This is a genomic window from Bradyrhizobium sp. LA2.1 (assembly GCF_040547725.1).
Lineage (GTDB): Bacteria > Pseudomonadota > Alphaproteobacteria > Rhizobiales > Xanthobacteraceae > Bradyrhizobium > Bradyrhizobium barranii.
In genome coordinates this window covers 158734-179228 of the sequence record NZ_JBEPQI010000011.1, presented here as the reverse complement: position 1 = coordinate 179228, position 20495 = coordinate 158734, and the positions used below count along the sequence as shown (strand labels likewise).

20 protein-coding genes are annotated in these 20495 nt (G+C 64.9%); 6 read left to right on the top strand and 14 right to left on the bottom strand.

What is annotated here, in order from left to right; translation table 11 throughout:
• Positions 1-550: 550 nt before the first annotated feature.
• Both ABIB95_RS22705 and ABIB95_RS22700 read left to right on the top strand, forming a co-directional pair.
• The gene (locus ABIB95_RS22705; protein WP_354242315.1) at positions 551-1963 is read left to right on the top strand and encodes a DUF4403 family protein; all 1413 of its coding nucleotides are present in this window, start codon (positions 551-553) and stop codon (positions 1961-1963) included.
• Between the two features lie 23 nt (positions 1964-1986).
• Entirely contained in the window at positions 1987-3156 is a 1170-nt protein-coding gene (locus tag ABIB95_RS22700) for an alpha/beta fold hydrolase (RefSeq protein ID WP_354242312.1), read from the top strand.
• Between the two features lie 24 nt (positions 3157-3180).
• Here the strand turns inward: ABIB95_RS22700 and ABIB95_RS22695 are convergent, their stop codons facing one another.
• The 6 genes from ABIB95_RS22695 to ABIB95_RS22670 form a co-directional block, all read right to left on the bottom strand.
• Complete coding sequence (locus ABIB95_RS22695) at positions 3181-4842, bottom strand: hydantoinase B/oxoprolinase family protein (protein WP_354242309.1); 1662 nt, start codon at positions 4840-4842, stop codon at positions 3181-3183.
• Positions 4843-4844: 2 nt separating this feature from the next.
• Positions 4845-6929, bottom strand: a complete 2085-nt coding sequence (locus tag ABIB95_RS22690) for a hydantoinase/oxoprolinase family protein (protein WP_354098864.1) — start codon at positions 6927-6929, stop codon at positions 4845-4847.
• Positions 6930-7063: 134 nt separating this feature from the next.
• Entirely contained in the window at positions 7064-7885 is an 822-nt protein-coding gene (locus tag ABIB95_RS22685; protein ID WP_071917145.1) for an NAD-dependent protein deacetylase, read from the bottom strand.
• Between the two features lie 185 nt (positions 7886-8070).
• The gene (locus tag ABIB95_RS22680) at positions 8071-8442 is read right to left on the bottom strand and encodes a signal transduction histidine kinase (protein ID WP_187387922.1); all 372 of its coding nucleotides are present in this window, start codon (positions 8440-8442) and stop codon (positions 8071-8073) included.
• 68 nt (positions 8443-8510) lie between these two features.
• Positions 8511-8915 carry a hypothetical protein gene (locus ABIB95_RS22675; protein WP_063981068.1) on the bottom strand — a complete coding sequence of 135 codons (405 nt, stop codon included), beginning with the start codon at positions 8913-8915 and terminating at the stop codon, positions 8511-8513.
• A 10-nt stretch (positions 8916-8925) separates the two neighbouring features.
• Complete coding sequence (locus tag ABIB95_RS22670; RefSeq protein ID WP_084794963.1) at positions 8926-9156, bottom strand: hypothetical protein; 231 nt, start codon at positions 9154-9156, stop codon at positions 8926-8928.
• Between the two features lie 427 nt (positions 9157-9583).
• On the opposite strand from ABIB95_RS22670, the gene ABIB95_RS22665 reads away from it, so the two are divergent.
• A complete protein-coding gene (locus ABIB95_RS22665) occupies positions 9584-9844 on the top strand; it encodes a DUF1488 family protein (protein WP_063981067.1) in 261 nt (86 codons plus the stop codon).
• A gap of 52 nt (positions 9845-9896) precedes the next feature.
• Here ABIB95_RS22665 and ABIB95_RS22660 read toward each other — a convergent pair whose 3' ends face one another.
• Positions 9897-10733, bottom strand: a complete 837-nt coding sequence (locus tag ABIB95_RS22660; protein ID WP_063986088.1) for an SDR family oxidoreductase — start codon at positions 10731-10733, stop codon at positions 9897-9899.
• 74 nt (positions 10734-10807) lie between these two features.
• Entirely contained in the window at positions 10808-12127 is a 1320-nt protein-coding gene (locus tag ABIB95_RS22655) for a solute carrier family 23 protein (protein ID WP_354242305.1), read from the bottom strand.
• A 163-nt stretch (positions 12128-12290) separates the two neighbouring features.
• Here ABIB95_RS22655 and ABIB95_RS22650 point away from each other — a divergent pair, with 163 nt between their 5' ends.
• Positions 12291-13625 (top strand): dicarboxylate/amino acid:cation symporter, encoded by a 1335-nt coding sequence (locus ABIB95_RS22650; RefSeq protein WP_071909716.1) that lies wholly within the window; start codon positions 12291-12293, stop codon positions 13623-13625.
• 150 nt (positions 13626-13775) lie between these two features.
• Here ABIB95_RS22650 and ABIB95_RS22645 read toward each other — a convergent pair whose 3' ends face one another.
• Positions 13776-15371, bottom strand: a complete 1596-nt coding sequence (locus tag ABIB95_RS22645) for an ABC-F family ATP-binding cassette domain-containing protein (protein ID WP_354242302.1) — start codon at positions 15369-15371, stop codon at positions 13776-13778.
• A 23-nt stretch (positions 15372-15394) separates the two neighbouring features.
• On the opposite strand from ABIB95_RS22645, the gene ABIB95_RS22640 reads away from it, so the two are divergent.
• Together ABIB95_RS22640 and ABIB95_RS22635 are read left to right on the top strand one after the other, a co-directional pair.
• On the top strand, positions 15395-15562 hold the full coding sequence (locus tag ABIB95_RS22640; RefSeq protein WP_231143536.1) for a hypothetical protein: 168 nt from the start codon (positions 15395-15397) through the stop codon (positions 15560-15562).
• Between the two features lie 39 nt (positions 15563-15601).
• A complete protein-coding gene (locus ABIB95_RS22635; protein WP_354242299.1) occupies positions 15602-16447 on the top strand; it encodes a tetratricopeptide repeat protein in 846 nt (281 codons plus the stop codon).
• Here the strand turns inward: ABIB95_RS22635 and ABIB95_RS22630 are convergent.
• The 5 genes from ABIB95_RS22630 to ABIB95_RS22610 all read right to left on the bottom strand — a co-directional run bounded on the left by ABIB95_RS22630 (position 16437) and on the right by ABIB95_RS22610 (position 20481).
• Positions 16437-17156 carry a hypothetical protein gene (locus ABIB95_RS22630; protein ID WP_063981063.1) on the bottom strand — a complete coding sequence of 240 codons (720 nt, stop codon included), beginning with the start codon at positions 17154-17156 and terminating at the stop codon, positions 16437-16439. The genes ABIB95_RS22635 and ABIB95_RS22630 overlap by 11 nt on opposite strands.
• A 135-nt stretch (positions 17157-17291) precedes the next feature.
• Complete coding sequence (locus ABIB95_RS22625) at positions 17292-17639, bottom strand: RidA family protein (RefSeq protein ID WP_028151454.1); 348 nt, start codon at positions 17637-17639, stop codon at positions 17292-17294.
• A gap of 12 nt (positions 17640-17651) precedes the next feature.
• A complete protein-coding gene (locus ABIB95_RS22620; RefSeq protein ID WP_354242295.1) occupies positions 17652-18773 on the bottom strand; it encodes an NAD(P)/FAD-dependent oxidoreductase in 1122 nt (373 codons plus the stop codon).
• Positions 18770-20188, bottom strand: coding sequence for an FAD/NAD(P)-dependent oxidoreductase (locus tag ABIB95_RS22615; RefSeq protein WP_354242292.1), 1419 nt, complete (start codon positions 20186-20188; stop codon positions 18770-18772). The genes ABIB95_RS22620 and ABIB95_RS22615 overlap by 4 nt, the downstream gene beginning before the upstream one ends.
• Positions 20185-20481 carry a (2Fe-2S)-binding protein gene (locus ABIB95_RS22610; protein WP_063981059.1) on the bottom strand — a complete coding sequence of 99 codons (297 nt, stop codon included), beginning with the start codon at positions 20479-20481 and terminating at the stop codon, positions 20185-20187. The genes ABIB95_RS22615 and ABIB95_RS22610 overlap by 4 nt, the downstream gene beginning before the upstream one ends.
• Positions 20482-20495 lie beyond the last annotated feature (14 nt).

Sequence of the window (20495 nt, the reverse complement as noted above, 5' to 3'; positions counted from 1 at the left end):
GGATGTTTGCAGCTCGCTAAGTGTCGGTTCTTCTCCATCGCATATGAGCTGCCAACAGCTCGCGATCTCCCTCGGCGGACATCGCCAAAAGGAGCTACGTTTCCTGGACTGGTTGCTGTTGCACTCCTGCTCGCTCTCACAGAGTACGCCGGATGAGGGAGGGCGCAAAGATGGAATGCGCGAGCGGCGCGAATTTAACGCGCAGCACGAATTTGAAACGTCAGCTGCGCTGACCATTTCGTCTTGGCCACAGATCTCGGACTCAAAAATCGCAGCGCCCACGGAGAAGCTTCATCGCGTGATCATTTGGACGGGGGCGGCGTCAATCTCTTTTGAGCAATTCAAGAACGGCCATCATAACGGAGCGATATACAAAGCCTTGCTCAAAGCGCGACGCCGCGCCATACAAGTGCCGCGATACGCGACCATTGAATACAAGCAATAATTGATCCACTGACCGCCCTCTCCTTCCGCGATTTTGCTCTGAAGACCGAATGGCCCCGCGGCCGGCGGCCTGGGCGCGAAGCAGGGCCAAGCTGGAATAAGAAGAATGCCCGTTTCCTTGCGAATTGTTCGTTCGACGAAACGTGCCGGGCTTGTTGCGCTCGCCCTCACCGCACTCGCGCAAGCCGCGCACGCCGCCGACAAGCCGCCGCTCGCTCCCGATCCGCCGGCGCCGCTCGCCACGACCTCGCGGGTGTCCGCAACCATCGAGTTCGGTCTGCCGGCGCTCGCCAAGGCCATCGAGCAGGATATCCCCAAGCGGCTTGCCACCATCGACGAGCGCGTCAACTGCGTGCACCGCCGCGTACTGATGTTCCGTGTCAACGCCAATTGCGACGTGTTTGGCTTCGTCAATCGCACCAGCGGCGTCTCGCTCTCCGGCCGCGGCGACCACGTCTATGGTGCAGTCTCGATCTACGGCGCGGCCGAAGGCCAGGGCGCCAACCGCTTCACCGCGCGCATCCGCGGCCAGACCGAAGCGCGCGCGAGGATCGAGGCCGAGGCACGGCCCGCGCTGCGCAAGGACTGGTCGCTCGACCTGAATTTCAGCGACTCCTTCCACTGGAGCGAAGCACCTTATTTGCATGTGCTCGGCCGCGAGGTCGATCTTGCGCCCTACGTCGAGCCGCGCATCCGTACGCAGCTCGCGCGCGTGCGATCACGTGCGCTGGCCGCGGCAAGGAAACTCAATCTGCGCGACAAGGCGGCCGCTGCCTGGACGCATGCGTTCGAACCGATGAAGCTCGCCGACGAGCCGCCGGTCTGGCTGCAAGTAACGCCGCAGAGCGCAGCCTTCGCCGGCGTCCGCGCCAACGACAAGGTTCTGTCGGGCTCGCTCGAACTCTCCGGCACTGCAGTGACGTCAATCGGACAGCAGGGAGCGAGCGTCGTGCCGACTCCGCTGCCGGCGCTAGGCACCGACGTAGCCGCACCGGGCACGTTCGACGTCATCCTTCCGGTTCGGCTCGGCTATGACGCGATCAAGGACAAGATCAGCCAGGCGATCGCCGCGCTGCCGGCGCAAGACAGCGCGTTGCGCGAGGTTCAGGTCTATCCGTCGGCGGGCAAGCTTGTGATCGGCCTGCGTCTTGCGAAGACGTCGGACAGCGACCCCAATGCAGGCCAATGGAGCTATCTCTCCGGCGCACTGAAGGTGGACGATACCAGCAAGAGCGTCGCGCTTGCCGATCTCGATCTCGCCGCGCAGGACGGAGAGGCAAACCCCGGCTTGCAGTCGATCGTCGCGCAATTGAAGCAGGCCGTGAACATTGACTATGGCGTCTCCTACCAGAACCTGCTGATGGCGGCGAACCAGCGGCTGACGCGTCCGCTCAAGGACGGCTTCCGTATGGAAGGCAAGCTCTCCTCGGTGCAGTTCGACAAGGCCTTGCTGCTTGCCGACGGGATCACACTCGCGCTGCGCGCGAGCGGTGAGCTGAAAATCCTGTACGGGATGTGATCGTGCGCTGGAGCGGATCGCAAATGCTTGTCGCCGCCCGCGCTCTGATGGCCGCACTCGTCATGTTCGCCGCCGGCATCGTGACTGCCCACGCGCAATCGGCATTTTACGACGCACCGGCATCGCTTGCGGACGGACCGCCTGGCAGTCTGGTGCGGCAAGAGCGGATGGATGGCGCGCCGCTCGGCGCATCGGCCTTTCGCGGGCTCTATCGCTCAACCGGATTGAAGGGCGAGCCCATTCTCGTCTCGGGCGTCGTCATCGTGCCGCAAGGACCGCCGCCACCCGGCGGCCGCCCGATCGTCGCCTGGGCGCATCCAACGTCAGGCATTGTGCCGCGCTGCGCGCCGTCGCTCGCGATCTTCCTGTTCCAGCAGATCCAGGGACTGCGCTCGATGGTGGCGCGTGGCTACATCGTCGCGGCGACCGACTATCCCGGGCTCGGCACGCCGGGTCCGCATCCTTATCTCGTCGGCGAGAGCGAGGGCCGCGCCGTGCTCGACATCGTGCGCGTCGCGCGCGATCTGCCGGGCGCCGGCGGGACTAAGGATTTTACCTTGTGGGGACACTCGCAGGGCGGACAGGCTGTGCTGTTCGCCGGGCAGCTGGCGCCGACCTATGCGCCCGATCTCCATCTGCTCGGCGTTGCCGCTGCGGCGCCCGCGACGGATCTCGCCACGCTGATGAGCGACGACATCAACTCAGTCGGCGGCAAGAACATCACAGCGATGACGCTGTGGTCATGGCATCGCGTCTACGACGCCGCGCTCGACGGTGTCGTCGATCCGCGCGCACTTCCGGTGATCGACCGACTGGCGCGCGAATGCATCGAAGGTCCCTTCGATATCTTCATCCGGCAGCGGACCGAGCGGCCGCTCCAGAAATATTTTCTGACCGTGCCGGATCCGACCAAGCGCGAGCCCTGGCGCTCGCTGCTGGAGAAGAACAGCGCCGGCACGTTGGCCGCCGGCATGCCAGTGTTCCTCGCTCAAGGGACTGTCGACCAGATCATCCGGCCCGCGGTGACGCGCGCCTATATGAGCCGGCTGTGCAAGGCGGGCAGCCCCGTGAAAATGGTCACCCTTCCCAACATCGGACACGGCCGCGCCGCACAGGCGAGCACGATGGCCGCTGTGAACTGGATGACCGACCGCTTTGCCGGGAAGCCGGCGCCGAACGACTGCGGCCAATAAACGGCCGCAGTCGATGCGGTGGCGCTATCTCCGCGCGTATCCGTACAGGGCGGCCGCATTGTCGGCAGACACCAGGCCGCTCTCGATGTCGTCGTTGACCGCCGTGCGCTCGCGTTCGGTGGGCGCGCCGATGCCGGCACCGCCCGGCGTCATCACCACCAGCCGGTCATCCGGCGGTACGGTCTGAAAACCCTTGCCGCGCATCTTCTGTCCAGACTTCAGGCCGACATAGCCGGCCTCACCGTTCCGACCGCCGTCGCGGCCGCGCGGCGGATGATCGATGCGATCGAATGCAGCGAGGATGTCGAAGGGCGCATCGATGCCGCTGCCGACCTCGATGATCTGGCCGAGACCGCCGCGGGTGCGCCCGGCGCCGCCGGAATCCGGGCGAAGCTCCTTGCGCCAGAAGATCAGCGGCGTTTGCGTCTCAGCGATCTCGACCGGCGTGCCGCGCACGCCGCTGGGATAGGCGGTGGCCGACAGCCCGTCCTTCGCAAAGCGCGCGCCGGTACCGCCGTTCGAAGTCACCGCCATCGAGAACCCGTAATTGCCGCCGGCACCTGAACGGGTCTGTCCGCGGACGTTGAGATTCCACAGGCACGAGGTGCCTTCCGCGGGTACGCGCTCGGGAATGATCTGGCGCAGGCAGCCGAACACCACGTCCGGCAGCATCTGTCCGACGATGTGACGCGACGCCACGGGCGCGGGCTTCGGTGCGTTCAGGATCGCGCCAGGGGGAGCCGACACCGTCAGCGGCGAGAGCGAGCCGGCGTTGTTCGGAATCTGCGAGGCGACGACGCAGCCGAGACCGAACACGGTGTAGGCCGTGGTGTAGGACAAGGGCACGTTGATGCCGAATTTCGAAGCAGCCGAGGTGCCGTCGAAATCGACGTGGATGCCCTCATCCGAGATCGTCAGCGTCGCGGCGAGCGTCACCGGCGCATCATAGCCATCGACGACCATGGTGTTGTGCCAGCTTCCCTTCGGCAGCTTTGCGATCTCGGCCAGCACGGCCTCACGCGAGCGATCGCAGATGTAGTCGCCGAGCTCGTCGAGCGTGTCGATCTCGAACTCGGTCATCATCTCGACCAGGCGTTCGCAGCCGACGTCGTTGCAGCCGGCCAGGGAATAGGTGTCGCCCTCGGTGTCGATCGGCAGCCGCGTGTTGGTGCGGATCATCGCCATCAGCGTCTCATTGACGACGCCCTGGTCGATCAGCTTGAGCATGGGGATGTAGAGCCCTTCCATGAACACGTCGGTGGCGTCAGGACCGAACCCGATGCCACCGATGTCCATGAGATGGCTGGTGCAGGAGAACAGCGCGACCGGCTTGCCGTCCTTGAAGCAGGGCGTGGTGACGACGAAGTCGTTGAGATGGCCGGTGCCCATCCAGGGATCGTTGGTGATGTAGGCGTCGCATTCCTTCATCGTCTCGATCGGGAAATGCGCGATGAAGTGCTTGACCGATTCCGCCATCGAGTTGACGTGACCGGGCGTGCCGGTCACCGCCTGCGCCAGCATCCGTCCCCTGAGGTCGAACACGCCGGCGGAGAGGTCGCCGCATTCGCGCACGATCGGGCTGAAGGCGGTGCGGAGCAGCACCTGCGCCTGCTCCTCGACCACGGCGATCAGCCGGTGCCACATGATCTGAAGGTCGATCAGGCTCGCGCCATTTGCCTTGCTCATGATCAGGCCGCCTTTCGTTCCATGACGATGCTGCCGGCACCGTCGATATGGGCGTCAAAACTGTTGGAGACGAAAGTGGACGTCTCGTCCTCGGCGATCACGGCGGGACCCGCAATGGTCGCGCCCGGTGCCATGTCCTCGCGGCGATAGAGCGGGATCTCGATCACTTCCCCCGCGCGTCCGTCGAAGAATTTGCGACTGCCCGAGGCCTTGCCGGCGGGCTTGCGCGCAACGGAAGCGACGACGGAAGGATTGTGCGCATCGGTGGTCGCGAGCACCGACCAGCTCAGAACCTCGATCGCGGCGCCCGGGATCGGCCGCTCGAACATCGCCGAATAGTCGGCCTCGAACTTCTGGCGTAGCCCGGCGAGATCGGCCGATGTCAGCCGCCGGTTCGGCAGCTCGACCGAGATCTCATGGCCCTGGCCGACATAGCGCATGAAGGCTGCACGGCGTTCGCGCACCGGCGCACCGGCCGCGCCCGGCTCCACCAGCGCGCGCGCCTCGGTCACCATCTCCTGGAGCAGCTCAGAGACCCCCTCCGTGTCGAAATCATCGAGGCGGACATGGCGGCTGCGCACCAGCTCATAGGCAATGGGAGCAGCCAGGAAGCCGACGGCCGAGCCGACGCCGGCATTCGAGGGCACGATGACCCGCGAGACACCGATTTTCTCGGCGACACGCGCCGCATGCAGCGGCGCAGCGCCACCGAAGGCGATCAGCGTGTGCTGGCCGACAATCTCGCCGCGCTCGACCGCATGCACGCGCGCCGCGCTCGCCATGTTCTCGCAGACGACCTCGTGCACGGCATAGGCCGCGGTTTCCGCCGACAGGCCCAGCGGCTCACCGACGGCGCGCAACAGCGCCGCCTTCGAAAGCTCCGGGCTGAGCTTGATCGTGCCACCCGCAAAGGCATCAGGATCGATCATACCGAGCGCAACGTCCGCATCCGTCACGGCCGGACGCTGGCCGCCGCGGCCGTAGCAGGCAGGTCCCGGCTCCGACGAGGCGCTCTCAGGGCCGACAGTGACACGCTTCATCGCATCGACATGCGCGATCGAGCCGCCGCCGGCGCCGATCTCCACCATCTCGATCACGGGGATGCGCACCGGCAGGCCGGAGCCCTTCAGGAAGCGCGCCGCGCGATCGACCTCGAACACGCGCGAGGTCTCGGGCTGGTATTTTTCGATCAGGCAGATTTTTGCGGTCGTGCCGCCCATGTCGAAGGACAGCACCTTGCTCTCGCCGAGCCGCGCTGCGATCTGCGCCGCGAAGATCGCGCCGCCGGCGGGACCGGATTCGACGAGGCGCACCGGAAAGCGCCGCGCCGTCTCGATCGAGGTGACGCCGCCGCCGGAGGTGACGAGATAGATCGCGCCGCGGAACTGCTCGACCTGCAAGGCATCCGCCATGCGGGCGAGATAGCCGTCGATCAGCGGTTGCACATAGGCGTTGGCGACCGCGGTGGAGGTGCGCTCATATTCGCGGATTTCCGGACACACCGCAGAGGACACGGTCACGGAGATGCCGGGCATCTCCTCACTGAGGATCGCGGCCGCGCGGCGCTCGTGCTCGGGATTGGCGTAGGAGTGCAGGAAGGCGATTGCGACGCTCTCGACGTTCAGCGCGCGCAATTTTGGCGCGAGTGCGCGGACCGCCGCTTCGTCCAGCGGGAGGCGAACGGCGCCGTGCGCGTCGATCCGCTCCGGCACGGTGAAGCGGAGAGACCGCGGCGCCAGCGGCCTCGGCTTGTCGATGCTGAGATCGTACTGGTCATAGCGGCTCTCGGTGCCGATATCGAGCACATCGCGAAAGCCGTCGGTCGCAATCAGCGCGGTCTTGGCGCCGCGGCGCTCGATGATCGCATTGGTCGCGAGCGTCGTGCCATGAATGAAGACGTCGATGTCGCTCATATGCGCGCGCGCGTCAGTGAGGATGAGACGCATGCCATCCAGCACCGCCTGCTCGGGCCGCTGCGGCGTCGTCAGCACCTTGCGCGTCTTGCGATCCTGCCCCACGTCCAGCACGATGTCGGTGAACGTGCCACCGATATCAACGGCAAGCCGCACCTCGGCTCCCTCAAGCATTCCGAAATTCTCCATGCTGATCGACAAACTGCGCGAAAACCGCAGCAATTTTCATACCAGCGACAACGCCCGGGGTGAAGCGTCCGAGCCGTTTTGCGTGGCACCTATGCGGTAGAAGGGTGCGGCCCACGCGCTCAGAGCAGGAATGCAAGCGCCGCCTCGCAGCGCTCCTCGACCTTGAGCGTGAGGAGATCGTCGGCGCGGGTGCGTCCGAGATTGACCGCGGCGATCGGGATCTGCCGGTTCGCGGCAGACTGCACGAAGCGGAATCCGGAATAGACCATCAGCGAGGAGCCGACGATCAGCATGGCGTCGGCCTGCGCCAGATGATCCTGCGCGGTGGCGACCACATCGCGCGGAACGTTCTCGCCGAAGAACACGACGTCGGGCTTGAGGATGCCGCCGCAGGCTTCGCAGGCGGGCACCTTGAACGAGGAAAAATCCGCATGCTCGAGATCGGCGTCACCATCAGGCGCATCGGCGGCGTCGAGCGTCAGCCATTCCGCATTGGCACGGCCGAGCCTGTCCTGGAATTCGTTGCGCGGGGTCTTCGCCCCGCAGCCCATGCAGCGGACCAGATCGAGCCGGCCATGCAAATCGATCACCTGCCGGTGGCCGGCCGACTGATGCAGCCGGTCGACGTTCTGGGTCAGCAGCATCTCGCAGCGCCCGCTCGCCTCGAGCCGGGCCAGCGCATGATGCGCATCGTTCGGCCTCGCCTGGCCGAACCGCCGCCAGCCGATCAGGCTGCGCGCCCAATAGCGCTGGCGCGTAGGCTCTTCCGACATGAAGGCCTGGAAATTGACCGGCTGGGTCCGCTTCCAATTGCCGTGGCTGTCGCGATAATCGGGAATGCCCGAATTGGTGCTGCAGCCAGCGCCGGTCAGCACGAACAAACGTTCGTGCCGGCCGACGAAATCTTCGAGCGAACGGTTTGCCTGTGGAGGGTTTGCCATGGCGCAGATGTAGTTCACGCCGTGTCGTTTTGCCAGATCACTCCCGCGCCAGCAGCTCGAAGCCGGCGATCAGTTTTTGGCCTGCGTCAGCCCGAGCAGGTCGGCCAGAGCCTCCACGCCTCCCATCTTCATGACGGGGCACATTGGCAAACCAGTGACCGCTACCGGGCGGCGTTCCAATCGGATCAGGCGCGCCGGTGAAATGCCGGCGGCAACGGCTCGCGCACCAGTTCGCTGAGATTCAAGGTCTCCCCGCTTTCCGCGATGTCCGAGAACAACACCTCGACAAACGGATGCTGACGGTTGAACGCGGTGCCCCGCTGGTATTTGGCGCTCACGATGCGCTCAAGCGCGGCAAAGTTCCGTTTCCCAAGCGCGCTGTATTGCTTCCGGAACAAACTCTGACGTCCGCCACTGTGCTCGATCGATTCGGCCCAAACGTCCATCACCTTGCGACTGACGAACGCCTCGACTTCTCTCGTGCCTTCCTGGGCAAGAAGCCGCAGACCGTCCATGGCATGCGGCTGTTCATCGATACGGAATTTTGTCAGTGCCATCTGGATCCTCCTGTTGTTTGCGTCCATATGCTTCGCGAACCGCGCCTCTCGCTCAGCCCCTGAACATGTCAGATCTTGGCGGGATCGGCGTCGTGCCTATGCTTGTGAAGAAACCGGGCAATCTGCCCACGGAGCGCCGCCGTATCCAGCAATGTCCCAACCGATCCGGCGGTATCGAAGATCTCCCGCTGGAGCGTCGTCGGCAATGAATTCCATTGCATGATGACGGCCGCACCGAGACAGCGCAAAACGCGCTCTTCCTCCGCCGCGAGGGCTGCGCCGCGCAGTCGCTCCGTCCCCCCGGCATTGACTGCATCCACGTATTGGTCCGCGAGCATCTGCTCGTTGTCCGCGCGCGATGTGTGGCTATCCTGCAGTTGTTCGAATTTGCGCGTATCGGCTTTGCCGGGCGAATTCCTCGCCAGTTCGCCATACGCGGCCGCTTTTGCACGATACTGCAGAAATTTAAACATGCGGGCTCCTTCAACAGCGATCCTTCGCCGCCGAGAAATACGTGAGGATTTCAGCGGCATTTCCGAGAATCGCTGCCCGGCGCATTGCCACCGTGCGCTTGTCTCCCGACGGCATCTTGCGGGCAAGGTCGAGGGCGTTGATCGCCCTGGCGCTCAACTCGCAAGCCAAAGAGGCCGGGATCGATTCTGACGAGCTGCTTGCTTGAGCCGATGGCGAAGGCACGCCAAGACCGGCTACCATTGTATGAGCATCGCTGCGGCGATCAACACCACGAAGAAAACCGGTAGCAAGACCGGAGGTACGAGCCACTCGCGAAGGCTGAATCTAGGGGAATCCGACATACTGACCGCCTGTTGGTTCTGGCGGGAGCGCAATGCTCTCAGTCACCGATGACAGCCGAGGGGCGCGCGGTGATAAACTGTATGTAGTGATCCCTTCGCCGAATAGCGAGGCTTATCAAGAAACTATTTGTCGCGATCGGCATTGAATCGGATTGCTGCCCTGTTGCCAAATCTTCATTTGAGAGAGGCGCAACCGGCGCGTCTTCGTCTGGACGGAACGTCCGTGTTCCTGACGTACGCGGGTCGAGCGTCGGCCACCCGGCGAGCTCCGACTCAAACGGCGAAAAGGCCGGCGCGCGGCACCTGCAACCTGATCGGCCTGAACCATGATCGACTTTCCAAATCACAGCCGCTCGTATGATCGGACGCGGCATGCCGTGCGGTTCTGGGGACACGACAGCGCCATCGAGGCCTCGTTCTTCATCGACGAAGACGCATTGAAGCGGATTCAACCGGGCACCCGTTCCAGCGAATCGGGATTTCTGATCGCGTTCGATTCCAACCGCGACTTGATATGTGCGGCTGCGGCCAGGAAGTATGTCCGCGGCAGCCGGGGCTCCTACGACCTGCTCGCAGCAGATTTTTGAAGCGTTCGGCATGGGATGATGAGTTCGTGGTTTCGGTCGTGAATCCACGTTTCTAGCTCGCCCAGTTCTCGCGAAACTCGGGGAACAGCGTCAGGCCTCCGCAGGCGTAAATGGTCTGGCCCGTAATGTAACTGGCGTCATCCGAGGCGAGGAAGGCGAACACGGCGGCGATCTCTTCCGGGGTGCCGACCCGTCCCAGCGGAATGTGGCTGGTGACGACGCCGCGCTTGGCGGGATCACCCGTCCAGGCCGCGTTGATCGGCGTGTCGATCGCACCGGGGCCGACCGCATTGACGCGAATGCCGCGGCCGGCGAATTCCAGCGCCAGCGTGCGTGTCAGATTGGCGATGCCGCCCTTGCTGATCGAGTAAGCGAGATAGCCGGGCTTCGGAATGATCTGGTGGACGCTGGAGCAATTGATAATGCTGCCGCCTCCGCCGCGCGCGACGAAGTGCGCGAGCGCCTTCTGCGCGCAGAGCACGGCGCCGTTGAGATTGACGTCGATGATGCGGCGGTAGGTGTCGATGTCGAGCTCCTCGCTCGGCGACTCCCGCTGGAAGCCGGCATTGTTGACGAGGCAGTCGAGCCGCTTCCAGCGCGAAAGCACTGTCTCGAACATCGCGGCGACCTCCTGCTCATTGCTGACATCGGCCCTGACGACGACATGATCGAGCTTGCCGTGGCCGCGGTCAGCCGATCCTGTCCTTGCGAGCGCGAGCGTCTCCTCGGCCCTCTCGGGGTGATCGACATAGTTGATGGCGACGGTCGCGCCCTCCTGCGCGAGCCGAATGGCGATGGCGCGGCCGATGCCTTGCGAGGCACCGGTCACCAGCGCGTATTGGCCGACGAGGCGGGAGGAAAACGGGGTCGAGCGATCGGTCTGCGGCATGAGCTTTCTCCGGGGATGCTTCATCATGGACGGAACCGGCGTTTTGTTCCATCCCGCTTGCGCATCGCAGGGATTCACCCGGCGCGGCGCGCGAGCGGCGAGGTCAGGATCTGGTAGAGAATGATGGCGCCGAAGGTCGCCGTGCCGATCCCGCCGATCGTAAACGCGCCGAATTTGAACGTGAGGTCGCCGGCGCCCGCGGTCAGCGCCACGGCGACGGTGATCAGGTTCGCAGGATTGGCGAAATCCACCTTGTTCTCGACCCAGATCCGTCCGGCCATCGCGGCGATCAATCCGAACAGCACGATCGAGAGGCCGCCGATGACGGGGCCGGGAATCGACAGGATCAGTGCGCCGAACTTCGGCGAGAAGCCGAGCAGGATCGAGACCGTGGCCGCGAATGCAAACAACAGTGTCGAATAGACCTTCGTCGCCGCCATGACGCCGATGTTCTCGGCATAGGTGGTGACGCCGGTGCCGCCGCCGCAGGCCGCCACGATGGTCGCGAGGCTGTCGGCGAACAGGGCGCGGCCGAGATAGCCATCGAGGCTCCGGCCCGTCATCGCGCCGACGGCCTTGATGTGACCGAGGTTCTCGGCGACGAGGATGACCGCAACCGGCGCGATCAGAAAGATTGCATCGGCCTGGAAGGTCGGCGTGGTAAAGCTTGGCATGCCCAACCACGGCGCGGCCGCGAGCTGCGCGAAGTCGATCGGCTTGCCGAAGCCGAGGCCGTTCGCGAACAGCAGGTACAGGAGATATCCGCCGATCGCACCGAGGATGATCGGCAGGCGGCGCCACAGGCCTGGAGCGGCAACGGCCACCACGCCGATGATCAGAACCGTCGCGAGCCCGATCCAGGTGTCGAACGCGTTGACGCTCACCGCCTTGACCGCCACGGGCGCGAGATTGAGGCCGATCGCGGCGACCACGGCCCCGGTGACGGCCGGCGGCATCAGGCGCTCGACCCAGCCAACGCCGGACCACATCACGATCAGCGCGATCACGCCGTAGAGCACGCCGGCGCCAACGATGCCGCCGAGCGCGACGGAGAGATTTGGATTCGGCCCCTGCCCGGCATAGCCGGTGGCGGCGATGACGACGGCGATGAACGCGAAGCTCGAGCCGAGATAGCTCGGCACGCGCCCGGCGACGATGACGAAGAAGATCAGCGTGCCGATGCCGGAGAACAGGACCGCAACATTGGGATCGAACCCCATCAGCAACGGCGCGATGATCGTCGAGCCCGACATCGCGACGCAATGCTGGAGACCGGAGACGACGGTCTGCCCCCATGACAGCCGTTCCTCCGGCATGATCACGCCCGAGACCTTGAATTTCCAGCGCGGAAAATAGCTCTGCGGCTGCTCGTCCGAGCCCATCGTGGTTGTCATATTCCCCCCGTTGCGGTGCAGCGACCGATCTTCGTGCGATCCGACAAAAATGTGATTGTCGCTTCTGCGGCGACCATCACATGATGCGAGTCATGCAAGATTCAAAGCTTGTAAAATCCAGATCTTGCAGAATCAAAAATCAATGCGTTCCGGGGCACACACTATGACACAAGTCGCGATCCAGCCAGCCGTCCATCGCCGGCATCAACCCTGGTACAAGATCCTCTACATCCAGGTCCTGATCGCGATCGCACTCGGGGTGCTCATCGGCTATTTCTATCCTGATCTCGGCAAGGAGCTGAAGCCGCTCGGCGACGGCTTCATCGCGCTGATCAAGATGATGATCGCGCCGGTGATCTTCTGCACCGTGGTGCACGGCATTTCCTCGATGGGCGACCTCAAGCGCGTCGGCCGGGTCGGGCTGAAGTCGCTGATCTATTTCGAGACGGTCTCGACCGTCGCGCTCGCCATCGGCCTGCTGGTCGGCGAGATTCTCCAGCCCGGGCACGGCTTCAACATCGATCCCGCCACGATCGATCCGAAGTCGGTCGCGACCTACGTCACCAAGGCCAAGGAGGAAGGCATCGTCGCCCATCTGATGGCGATCATTCCCGACAGCTATGTGGGCGCGATCGCGCGCGGCGACCTGCTTCAGGTGCTGCTGATCTCGATCCTGTCAGGCTTCGCCATCGCCTTCCTCGGCAAGGCCGGCGAGCCGATCGCGGAGGCGATCGACAAGGCCGCGAAAATGTTCTTCGGCATCATCCGCATCATCGTGCGCGTGGCGCCGATCGGCGCGTTCGGCGCGATGGCCTTCACCGTCGGCGCCTACGGCCTCGGCTCGCTGCTCAACCTCGCCGCCCTGATCGGCACGTTCTATCTCACCAGCATCCTGTTCGTGTTGATCGTGCTGGGCTCGATCGCGCGGCTGTCCGGCTTCTCGATCCTGCGCTTCATCGCCTACATCAAGGACGAACTCTTGATCGTGCTCGGCACCTCCTCGTCGGAAACGGTGCTGCCGCAGATGATCCAGAAGATGGAGCATCTCGGCGCCTCGCGCTCGGTGGTCGGCCTCGTCATTCCGACCGGCTACAGCTTCAACCTCGACGGCACCAACATCTACATGACGCTGGCGACGCTGTTCCTGGCGCAGGCGACCAACACCCATCTGACGATCTGGCAGGAGCTCGGCATTCTCGGCATCGCCATGATCACCTCGAAGGGCGCCTCGGGCGTGACCGGCGCCGGGTTCATCACGCTTGCCGCGACGCTCTCGATCGTTCCCGACATCCCGATCCAGTCGATCGCGATCCTGGTCGGGATCGACAAGTTCATGAGCGAGTGCCGCGCGCTGACCAACCTGATCGGCAACGGTATCGCCTGCGTTGTCATCAGCATCTCCGAAGGCGAGCTCGATCGCGAGGCTCTGCACGAGACCATGGCTCATCCGCTGGAGATGGGCGAGGCGCTGGAACCGGGCGGCAGCGCGGCCTCGTAGGCCGCGCCACGCAGCCGGTAGTCTCCCGGACTGGAGAATTGGCAAGGCACGCGTCACAACTATGACGTTGGGTTCACCGATTGATAGTCGATCTTTCCACCCGACGCGCTGGGGGCAGGGCGTCGGGTATTTGTTGTCGACCAATGAGCCTTAGAAGGCCGAGCTGGCGACCAGCTCGACCCTGCGCGTGATCTCGATCGCCTGCAGGAACGCCTCGTCGTGACTGACCACGAGCAGCGCGCCGTCATAGGCCCTCAAGCCTGCCTCGATGGCTTCGATGGACTCGATGTCGAGATGATTGGTCGGCTCGTCCAGGATGAGCAGGGACGGCGGCGCCGCCCCGCCTAGAACGCAGGCGAGGCCCGCACGAAACAGCTGTCCGCCACTCAGGCTCCCCACGATCTGCGCGGCGGCATCGGCGCGAAACGCGAACCGGGCCAGGGCAGCATGGCACTCGTTCGCGCTCGCTTTCGGATTGAGACGCCCGAAATTGTCCAGGATGGAGATCGCGGGATCGAGCAGGCTGACCTTCTGGTCGAACAGCGCGAAGTCCGGCCTGACCCGCACGGTGCCCGCGAACGGGCGCAACTCGCCTGTGACGAGCTTGAGCAACGTTGTCTTGCCGGAACCATTCGGCCCGACGACCCCGACGCGCTCCGGGCCGACGAGCGTGAGTGAGAGATCGCGCAGGACCGGCTGCTCCGGCTGATAGCCGGCGTTGACGCGATCGAGCCATACCACCTCCCTGCCCGCCGGCAGGCCGGTCGGGGGCAGCTTGACCGACAGCGGCTGGCGAATCTCGACGCGGCGGCGAGCCGTGTCGACAGCCTCGATCGCCTCCGCGCGCCGCCGCTCGGCGATCTGCACGGTCTTTCCGCCGCTGTCCTCGCTGCGATCCTTGCGCGCGCCGGCCAGGATGCGCGGCATGTCGCCCTTGGCGCGTTTCTTTTTCCCACCGCTGTCCTTGCGCGCCTTCCGCTCGGCTGCTTCTTGCGCCTTGCCGTCAATCTCGGAGAGGCGCCTTTCGGCATGCGCGAGGTCGTGCCTGATGGCAGCGAGCTCAACGGCCTTCTGCTCGCGGTAACTGCTCCAATTGCCGCCGTACCGTCTTGCCCCGAGCGATGTCATCTCGACGATGGCATCCATGGTCTCGAGCAGGTCGCGGTCGTGACTGACGACGATCGCCCCGCCCCGCCAGCCTGCGAGCAGGTCGACCACTGACTTACGTCCATCCCGATCGAGATTGTTGGTGGGCTCATCGAGCAGCAGGAAGTCCGGCTCGGCGAAGACCAGCGCGGCCAGACGGATCCGCGTGATCTGCCCGCCCGACAAACGATCCAGCTCCGTGTCGGTATCAGGATCGAACCCGACACGCGCGAGCGCGGACGCAAGCCGCGCTTCAAGCGTCCAGTCGACGTCGGTGACTTCGTCGGCGAATGCATCGCCCCGCTCGGCACGGCGAAGCAGCTCCAGCGCTGCGCGCGCGCCGAACAGATCGATCACCGCGGCGCCCGCAGGAAGCTGGACGTCCTGGCGGAGCATTCCCACGGTTCCGCTCACGAGAACGCGTCCCGCTTGGGGAATGTGCTCTCCGGTGATCGCAGCAAGCAGCGTTGTCTTGCCGACGCCGTTGCGGCCGACGAGACCAGCCCGTTCGGCACCAAATGTCAGGTTGAGGTCGGAAAGGAGAGGACGGCCGTCAGGCGTGGACAGCGAGAGGTTCGACAGAATGATCGATGCAGGCATGGAATTCCCCGTGAGCAAGGCGGATGGGCGTTGCGGTCGGGGTGAAATCCATGGATGCGAAACTCCTGATTGATGCCTCGCTAATAATCCCGCCGGGCGCCGAGATCAAGGCGCATTCCGCGCGACGCGTCCGGGCCAATCAGCAAAGCATCACGAAGCTGTTGATGGACGCTGCATGGGGCATGCGGTAAGGGGCAAAAAACAACGTGTCTCAACCAAGAGGCCATCTCTTGAGCGGCAAGCCGAATAGCCCCCTCGCCCAACTGCTTCAGCAAGCCTTTCTGGCGCTACGTGCAAAGCAGTTCGACATTGCAAGGCAGCTTGCGACCGAAGCCCTGAAATCAAATCGCACCGACCGGAATGCCGTGCTGATCCTCGCCCATGCCGTGCTCGGCCAGGAGCGTGCGGAGGAGGCGATTGCGCCGCTGGAGAAAGCCGCGAAGCGCAATAGCGATCCCGAAATCGAGACGCTGCTCGGCCATGTGCTGTGTGCCGCGCGGCGCAGAAGCGATGGACTGGCGCAACTGCGGCGAACCACAGCGCGCCGTCCGCCCTATCTGCCCGCGTTCCAGGAGCTGGCGGGCCAGCTTGCGAACGCCGGCGAGGTTGGCGAGGCGGTCGGGATGATCGAGCAAGCCCTCGCGCTCGCCCCGGCCAGCGTCGATCTGCAACTCGACCTTGGCCGCATGCACGTCCGGAATAACAATCGCGCCAAAGCGCGTACCGTGCTGACCGCGGCGCGCGCGATCGGGCCGGGACGCACCGATATCCTGACCGAACTTGCCTGGGCCGAGCTTCTCGACGGCGCCTATGCGGAGGCCGCCGACACCTACCGTCACGCGCTCGGGCTTCGCCCGGACGACGCTCTCTCCCGCGCCAATCTCGCGATCTGCCTGATGGAGATGGGCGAACGCGATGGCGGCGAGGCGGCGCTGCGGTCCGTGTATGGCGGACGGCCGCAGATGCTCAGCCGCGCCGCCCTCACACTCGCCGCCTCGTCGCACGGCCGCTTCTTTTTCCGCCCGAGCGCCGCAGCGAAATTCCTGGGAGCCAGGCCCGAGCGGGCTACGCCCTGAATTTCCGCCGGTACAGACCCGGCTCGCGCTTCAGCGCGGCGCGCAGGGCGTGGACCTTCTGCGCTTCATCCTCGGTGAAGGCCGAGGTCTGCCGCGTCCAATCCTCACGCTTGACCGGAATGCATTGCGCGATCGGTGTGCCCTTGGGCAGCACGCCGCGAAAGCCCGTATTGTGCCAATGCGCCGGAAAGTGGATCCAGCTGTCGCGATAGCGATCGCAATCGACGAGGCCGCTCAGCGTGATGAACGGCAGGTCGAAGCGATTGACCGGATGGGTGAAGAACAGCGAATAGCCTTCCGGCGCCTCGATGGTCCAGAGATTGTGAAACTTGATGACGAAGCGATCGGCCTCGAACAGCGGCGAGCCGGTGAGCTGGCCCTGATCGTGAAAGCTGATCGGCGAGCGCGGAAAATCGATCTCACCGCCGGGCGGGATGTCGTTGTCCCAGCTGATCTCGCCATCCTCGACCCTGATATCGCAGATTAGCGGGATCAGGAAACCGCATGTCATCGCGTCGATGAACGGCGGGCAGCGCTTGACCGTCTCGTCATCCTGCTGATTGAGGGCACTGAAGGCCGTGGTCGGCATCGCCTTGAGCCAGTCGGGAACGCCGAGATTCGCCGGCACCGGCTGCGGCAGCAGGCCTTCGAGTTCTCCGGGGCAGCGAAATTTGATCGCGAGCTTGTTGTTATTATTCTGCGAGGACATTGGGCATTCCAGCCGAGTCCCCTACTGATAAACGGAAACTGCGGCGCGTCAAAGCGCCGCAGCTAATCCAGACCATTACATCTTCGTCATGTTCGGATTGACGGCTCTCTTCACGGGCCCGTGAGAAGAGCGCAATCAGCCCTTGAGCGCAGTGACCACCACCTCGATCAATGCACCGCCGCCGAGATCGGCAACGCCGACCGTGGCGCGCGTCGGTAGGTTGTCACCGAAGAATTCGGTCCAGACCGCGTCCATCTCCTTCTTCTTGGAAAGATCCGTGACGAAGATCGAGGTGCTGACGACGCGCGACTTGTCGGTGCCGGCTTCCTTTAGATAGCCGGCGATCTTGCCGAGGATGTTGCGGGTCTGATCGCCCATCGAGACCGAGGTGTCGTCGGCGATGGTACCGCCGATGAAGACGAAGCCGTTGGCCTCGACGGCGCGGTGCATGATGGGCGTGCGGATGCTGCGGGTGATGCTCATGATGTCCTCTTCTTAGAGCGTGGAAGGATGGAAACGGTCGATGCCGAGATCGCCGATTCGGGTCTGGGTGCCGCCATTGACGATCAGCTCGGCCATCACGGCTCCGGCGCCGGGGCCGAGCTGGAAGCCGTGCAGCGAGAAGCCGAACTGGTGATAGAGGCCCTTGTGGCGACTGCTCGGTCCGAACACGGGGATGTCGTCCTTCATCTTCGCCTCGATGCCGGCCCAGGCGCGGACGATCGTCGCGCTGCGCATCACCGGGAACAGCTCGAACACGGTGCGCGCGCTGATCGCGAGGCTCTTCCAGTCCAGCACGGTCTCGTTGCGATCCTGATAGGGCGTCGCCAGATGGCCGCCGCCGATCAGCACGGTGCCGTTGGAGAATTGCTTGAAGGACAGTTTGCGCCCGCGCAGGATCACCACGGGGTCGATGAAGTGCGGCACGCGCGAGGTGATCATCAGCATCGGCGCCACGGTCTCGACCGGAACGGGCTCGCCGAGCGCGGCGGCGATGTTTCCGGCCCAGGCGCCGGCGGCATTGACGAGCACCGGCGCGGCAAAGGTTTCAGTGCCGACATCGACGTGCCAGAGGCCGCCGCTCTGACGGATGTTGCTGGCCGCCACACCCTCGCGCACGGTCGCGCCGAGCTGCTCCGCCTTGCGCCGGAACGCCGTCGTCGTCTGCGCCGGATTGGCGGCGCCATCGCGGCGCGACACCACGCCGCCCGGACATGTCTCAGCCACGGCCGGCACCAGCCGCCGCAATTCAGTCGCGTCGATCAGCTCTTCATGGGTGAAGCCGAGCGCGTTCAGCTCAGCGACGCGCGCGCGGCAGACCGCGAGTTCCTCCTCGTTCTCCGCGACGAGAACCTGACCGTAACTCTCAAAGCTGCAATCGTCGTCGAGGAGATCGGTGATCTTCTCCCAGATCCCCATCGAGCGGATCGAGAGCGGGATTTCGGGCACGTGCCGCGCGAGCTGGCGGACGCCGCCAGCATTGACGCCCGATGCATGGCGGCCGGCGTAGTCTTTCTCGATCAGCACCGGCTTCATGCCGGCGAGACACAGATGCAGCGCGGTCGAGCATCCGTGGATGCCGCCGCCGACGACGATCGCATCCACGTTTTGGGTCATCCGCGCACCACCGCCTTGACGTCGGCCTCGCTCTTCGGGACGGCGGCGAGCTCGGCGAGCGTGATCGGCTTGACCGGTGCACGCAGCCGGTAATAGCCGATCTCCTGTGCCGTCTTGCCCCGCGCCTGCGCCATCAGCTCGGTCACGGTGAGGCCGCAGAGCCGGCCCTGGCACGGCCCCATGCCGGTGCGGCGATAGGCCTTGAGCTGGTTCGGGCCGGTCGCGCCGATAGCGACGGCATCGAGAACGTCCTTCGCGGTGACCTCCTCGCAGCGGCACACGATGGTGTCGCCCGAGGGAATGCGGAACTGCGGCGCGGGGCGGAACAGCGTGTCGAGGAAGACGCGGCCGCGCTCGGCCTTGGCGAGATCGGCGCGGAGCGTTGCCATCGGCGCAAGCTTTGTCGCAACCGCAGGCGCCAATGCCTCCACTGCCGCGCGCGCCGCGATGCGGCCACGGACCACAGCCGCATTGGCACCACCGATACCGGCGCCGTCACCAGCGATCGCGATGCCAGCGACCGATGAATTGCCGCTCGCGTCTAACACTGGCGACCAGCACAATTGCAGATCATCCCAGCGATGCTCGATACCGGCGGCCATCGCCAGATTGACATTGGGCACGACGCCCTGATGCAGCAGCAACAGATCCGCGGGGATGGTCTCGCGCTTGCCGCCGGCGACATAACTCACATTCGCGAGCTGGCCATCACCGGATGCTGAGAGCTCGGTGACGCCGGAGACGACCTGCACCTTGGCCTTCACTTCGCGCATCATCGACAGGCCCTTGGTGAAATAGGGCGAGGTCAGGAAGGCGAAGGCATGCGGCAGCGCCGCGAAGTAGTTGCCGCGCTCGGTGGTGTCGAGGATGCGGTCGATGCGGCCGCCCAGCCGAAGGATCTGCGCGGCGAGCAGCCAGAGCAGAGGCCCCTGCCCCGCGATCACCGTGCGTCCGTCAGGCACCAGGGCCGATGATTTCAACATCGTCTGCGCCGCGCCCGCGGTCATCACGCCCGGCAAGGTCCAGCCGGGAATCGGGAACGGCCGCTCCAGCGCGCCGGTCGCAAGGATCACCCGCTGCGCCTTGAGGAAAGCGGATGCACCGCCGATCGATACGGCGATCTCGAGATTGCGGTCGAGGCTCCAGACGGTGGCGCGATGGATAATCTCGGCGCGGCTCGCGCGGAGCGACTGAACGAGATCGGCACCGACCCAATAGTCGGCGCCGAGCTGGTCGCGGTCGGTCACGGGCGTGGACGAGATGGCGCGAAACACCTGGCCGCCGGGGCCGATGTTCTCGTCGAGCAGCAGCGTCGACAGGCCGGCTTCGGCGGACGTCGCAGCGGCCGCGAGGCCGGCGGGCCCGGCGCCGATCACCACGACATCATAGGCTTCGCGCTTGGGAGCCACAGTCATTTTCCGATCTCCCGCTTGCCCTTCTGAATCTCGATCTGCATGCCCTCGGCGACGGGCACCAGGCAGCCCTGGCGGTTACCGACGCCGTCGATGGTGACGAGGCAGTCGAAGCACACCCCCATCATGCAATAGGGCAGACGCGGCGCGCCGCTCACTGCGGTCGAACGGCGCGCATCACAGCCGGAGGCCAGCAGTGCGGCGGAGACGGTGTCCCCCTGACGCGCCGCGATGGCCGTGCCATCCACGAAGATCTGGACCTGCGGTCGCTTGTCCTGTTCGGATCGTCTAAACATGGGATGCCTCTTGG

Coding starts and splice junctions, on each gene's coding strand:
- ABIB95_RS22705 (WP_354242315.1), top strand. CDS start 551: ATGCCCGTTTCCTTGCGAATTGTTCGTTCGACGAAACGTGCCGGGCTT.
- ABIB95_RS22700 (WP_354242312.1), top strand. CDS start 1,987: ATGCTTGTCGCCGCCCGCGCTCTGATGGCCGCACTCGTCATGTTCGCC.
- ABIB95_RS22695 (WP_354242309.1), bottom strand. CDS start 4,842: ATGAGCAAGGCAAATGGCGCGAGCCTGATCGACCTTCAGATCATGTGG.
- ABIB95_RS22690 (WP_354098864.1), bottom strand. CDS start 6,929: ATGCTTGAGGGAGCCGAGGTGCGGCTTGCCGTTGATATCGGTGGCACG.
- ABIB95_RS22685 (WP_071917145.1), bottom strand. CDS start 7,885: ATGGCAAACCCTCCACAGGCAAACCGTTCGCTCGAAGATTTCGTCGGC.
- ABIB95_RS22680 (WP_187387922.1), bottom strand. CDS start 8,442: ATGGCACTGACAAAATTCCGTATCGATGAACAGCCGCATGCCATGGAC.
- ABIB95_RS22675 (WP_063981068.1), bottom strand. CDS start 8,915: ATGTTTAAATTTCTGCAGTATCGTGCAAAAGCGGCCGCGTATGGCGAA.
- ABIB95_RS22670 (WP_084794963.1), bottom strand. CDS start 9,156: ATGGTAGCCGGTCTTGGCGTGCCTTCGCCATCGGCTCAAGCAAGCAGC.
- ABIB95_RS22665 (WP_063981067.1), top strand. CDS start 9,584: ATGATCGACTTTCCAAATCACAGCCGCTCGTATGATCGGACGCGGCAT.
- ABIB95_RS22660 (WP_063986088.1), bottom strand. CDS start 10,733: ATGCCGCAGACCGATCGCTCGACCCCGTTTTCCTCCCGCCTCGTCGGC.
- ABIB95_RS22655 (WP_354242305.1), bottom strand. CDS start 12,127: ATGACAACCACGATGGGCTCGGACGAGCAGCCGCAGAGCTATTTTCCG.
- ABIB95_RS22650 (WP_071909716.1), top strand. CDS start 12,291: ATGACACAAGTCGCGATCCAGCCAGCCGTCCATCGCCGGCATCAACCC.
- ABIB95_RS22645 (WP_354242302.1), bottom strand. CDS start 15,371: ATGCCTGCATCGATCATTCTGTCGAACCTCTCGCTGTCCACGCCTGAC.
- ABIB95_RS22640 (WP_231143536.1), top strand. CDS start 15,395: ATGGGCGTTGCGGTCGGGGTGAAATCCATGGATGCGAAACTCCTGATT.
- ABIB95_RS22630 (WP_063981063.1), bottom strand. CDS start 17,156: ATGTCCTCGCAGAATAATAACAACAAGCTCGCGATCAAATTTCGCTGC.
- ABIB95_RS22625 (WP_028151454.1), bottom strand. CDS start 17,639: ATGAGCATCACCCGCAGCATCCGCACGCCCATCATGCACCGCGCCGTC.
- ABIB95_RS22620 (WP_354242295.1), bottom strand. CDS start 18,773: ATGACCCAAAACGTGGATGCGATCGTCGTCGGCGGCGGCATCCACGGA.
- ABIB95_RS22615 (WP_354242292.1), bottom strand. CDS start 20,188: ATGACTGTGGCTCCCAAGCGCGAAGCCTATGATGTCGTGGTGATCGGC.
- ABIB95_RS22610 (WP_063981059.1), bottom strand. CDS start 20,481: ATGTTTAGACGATCCGAACAGGACAAGCGACCGCAGGTCCAGATCTTC.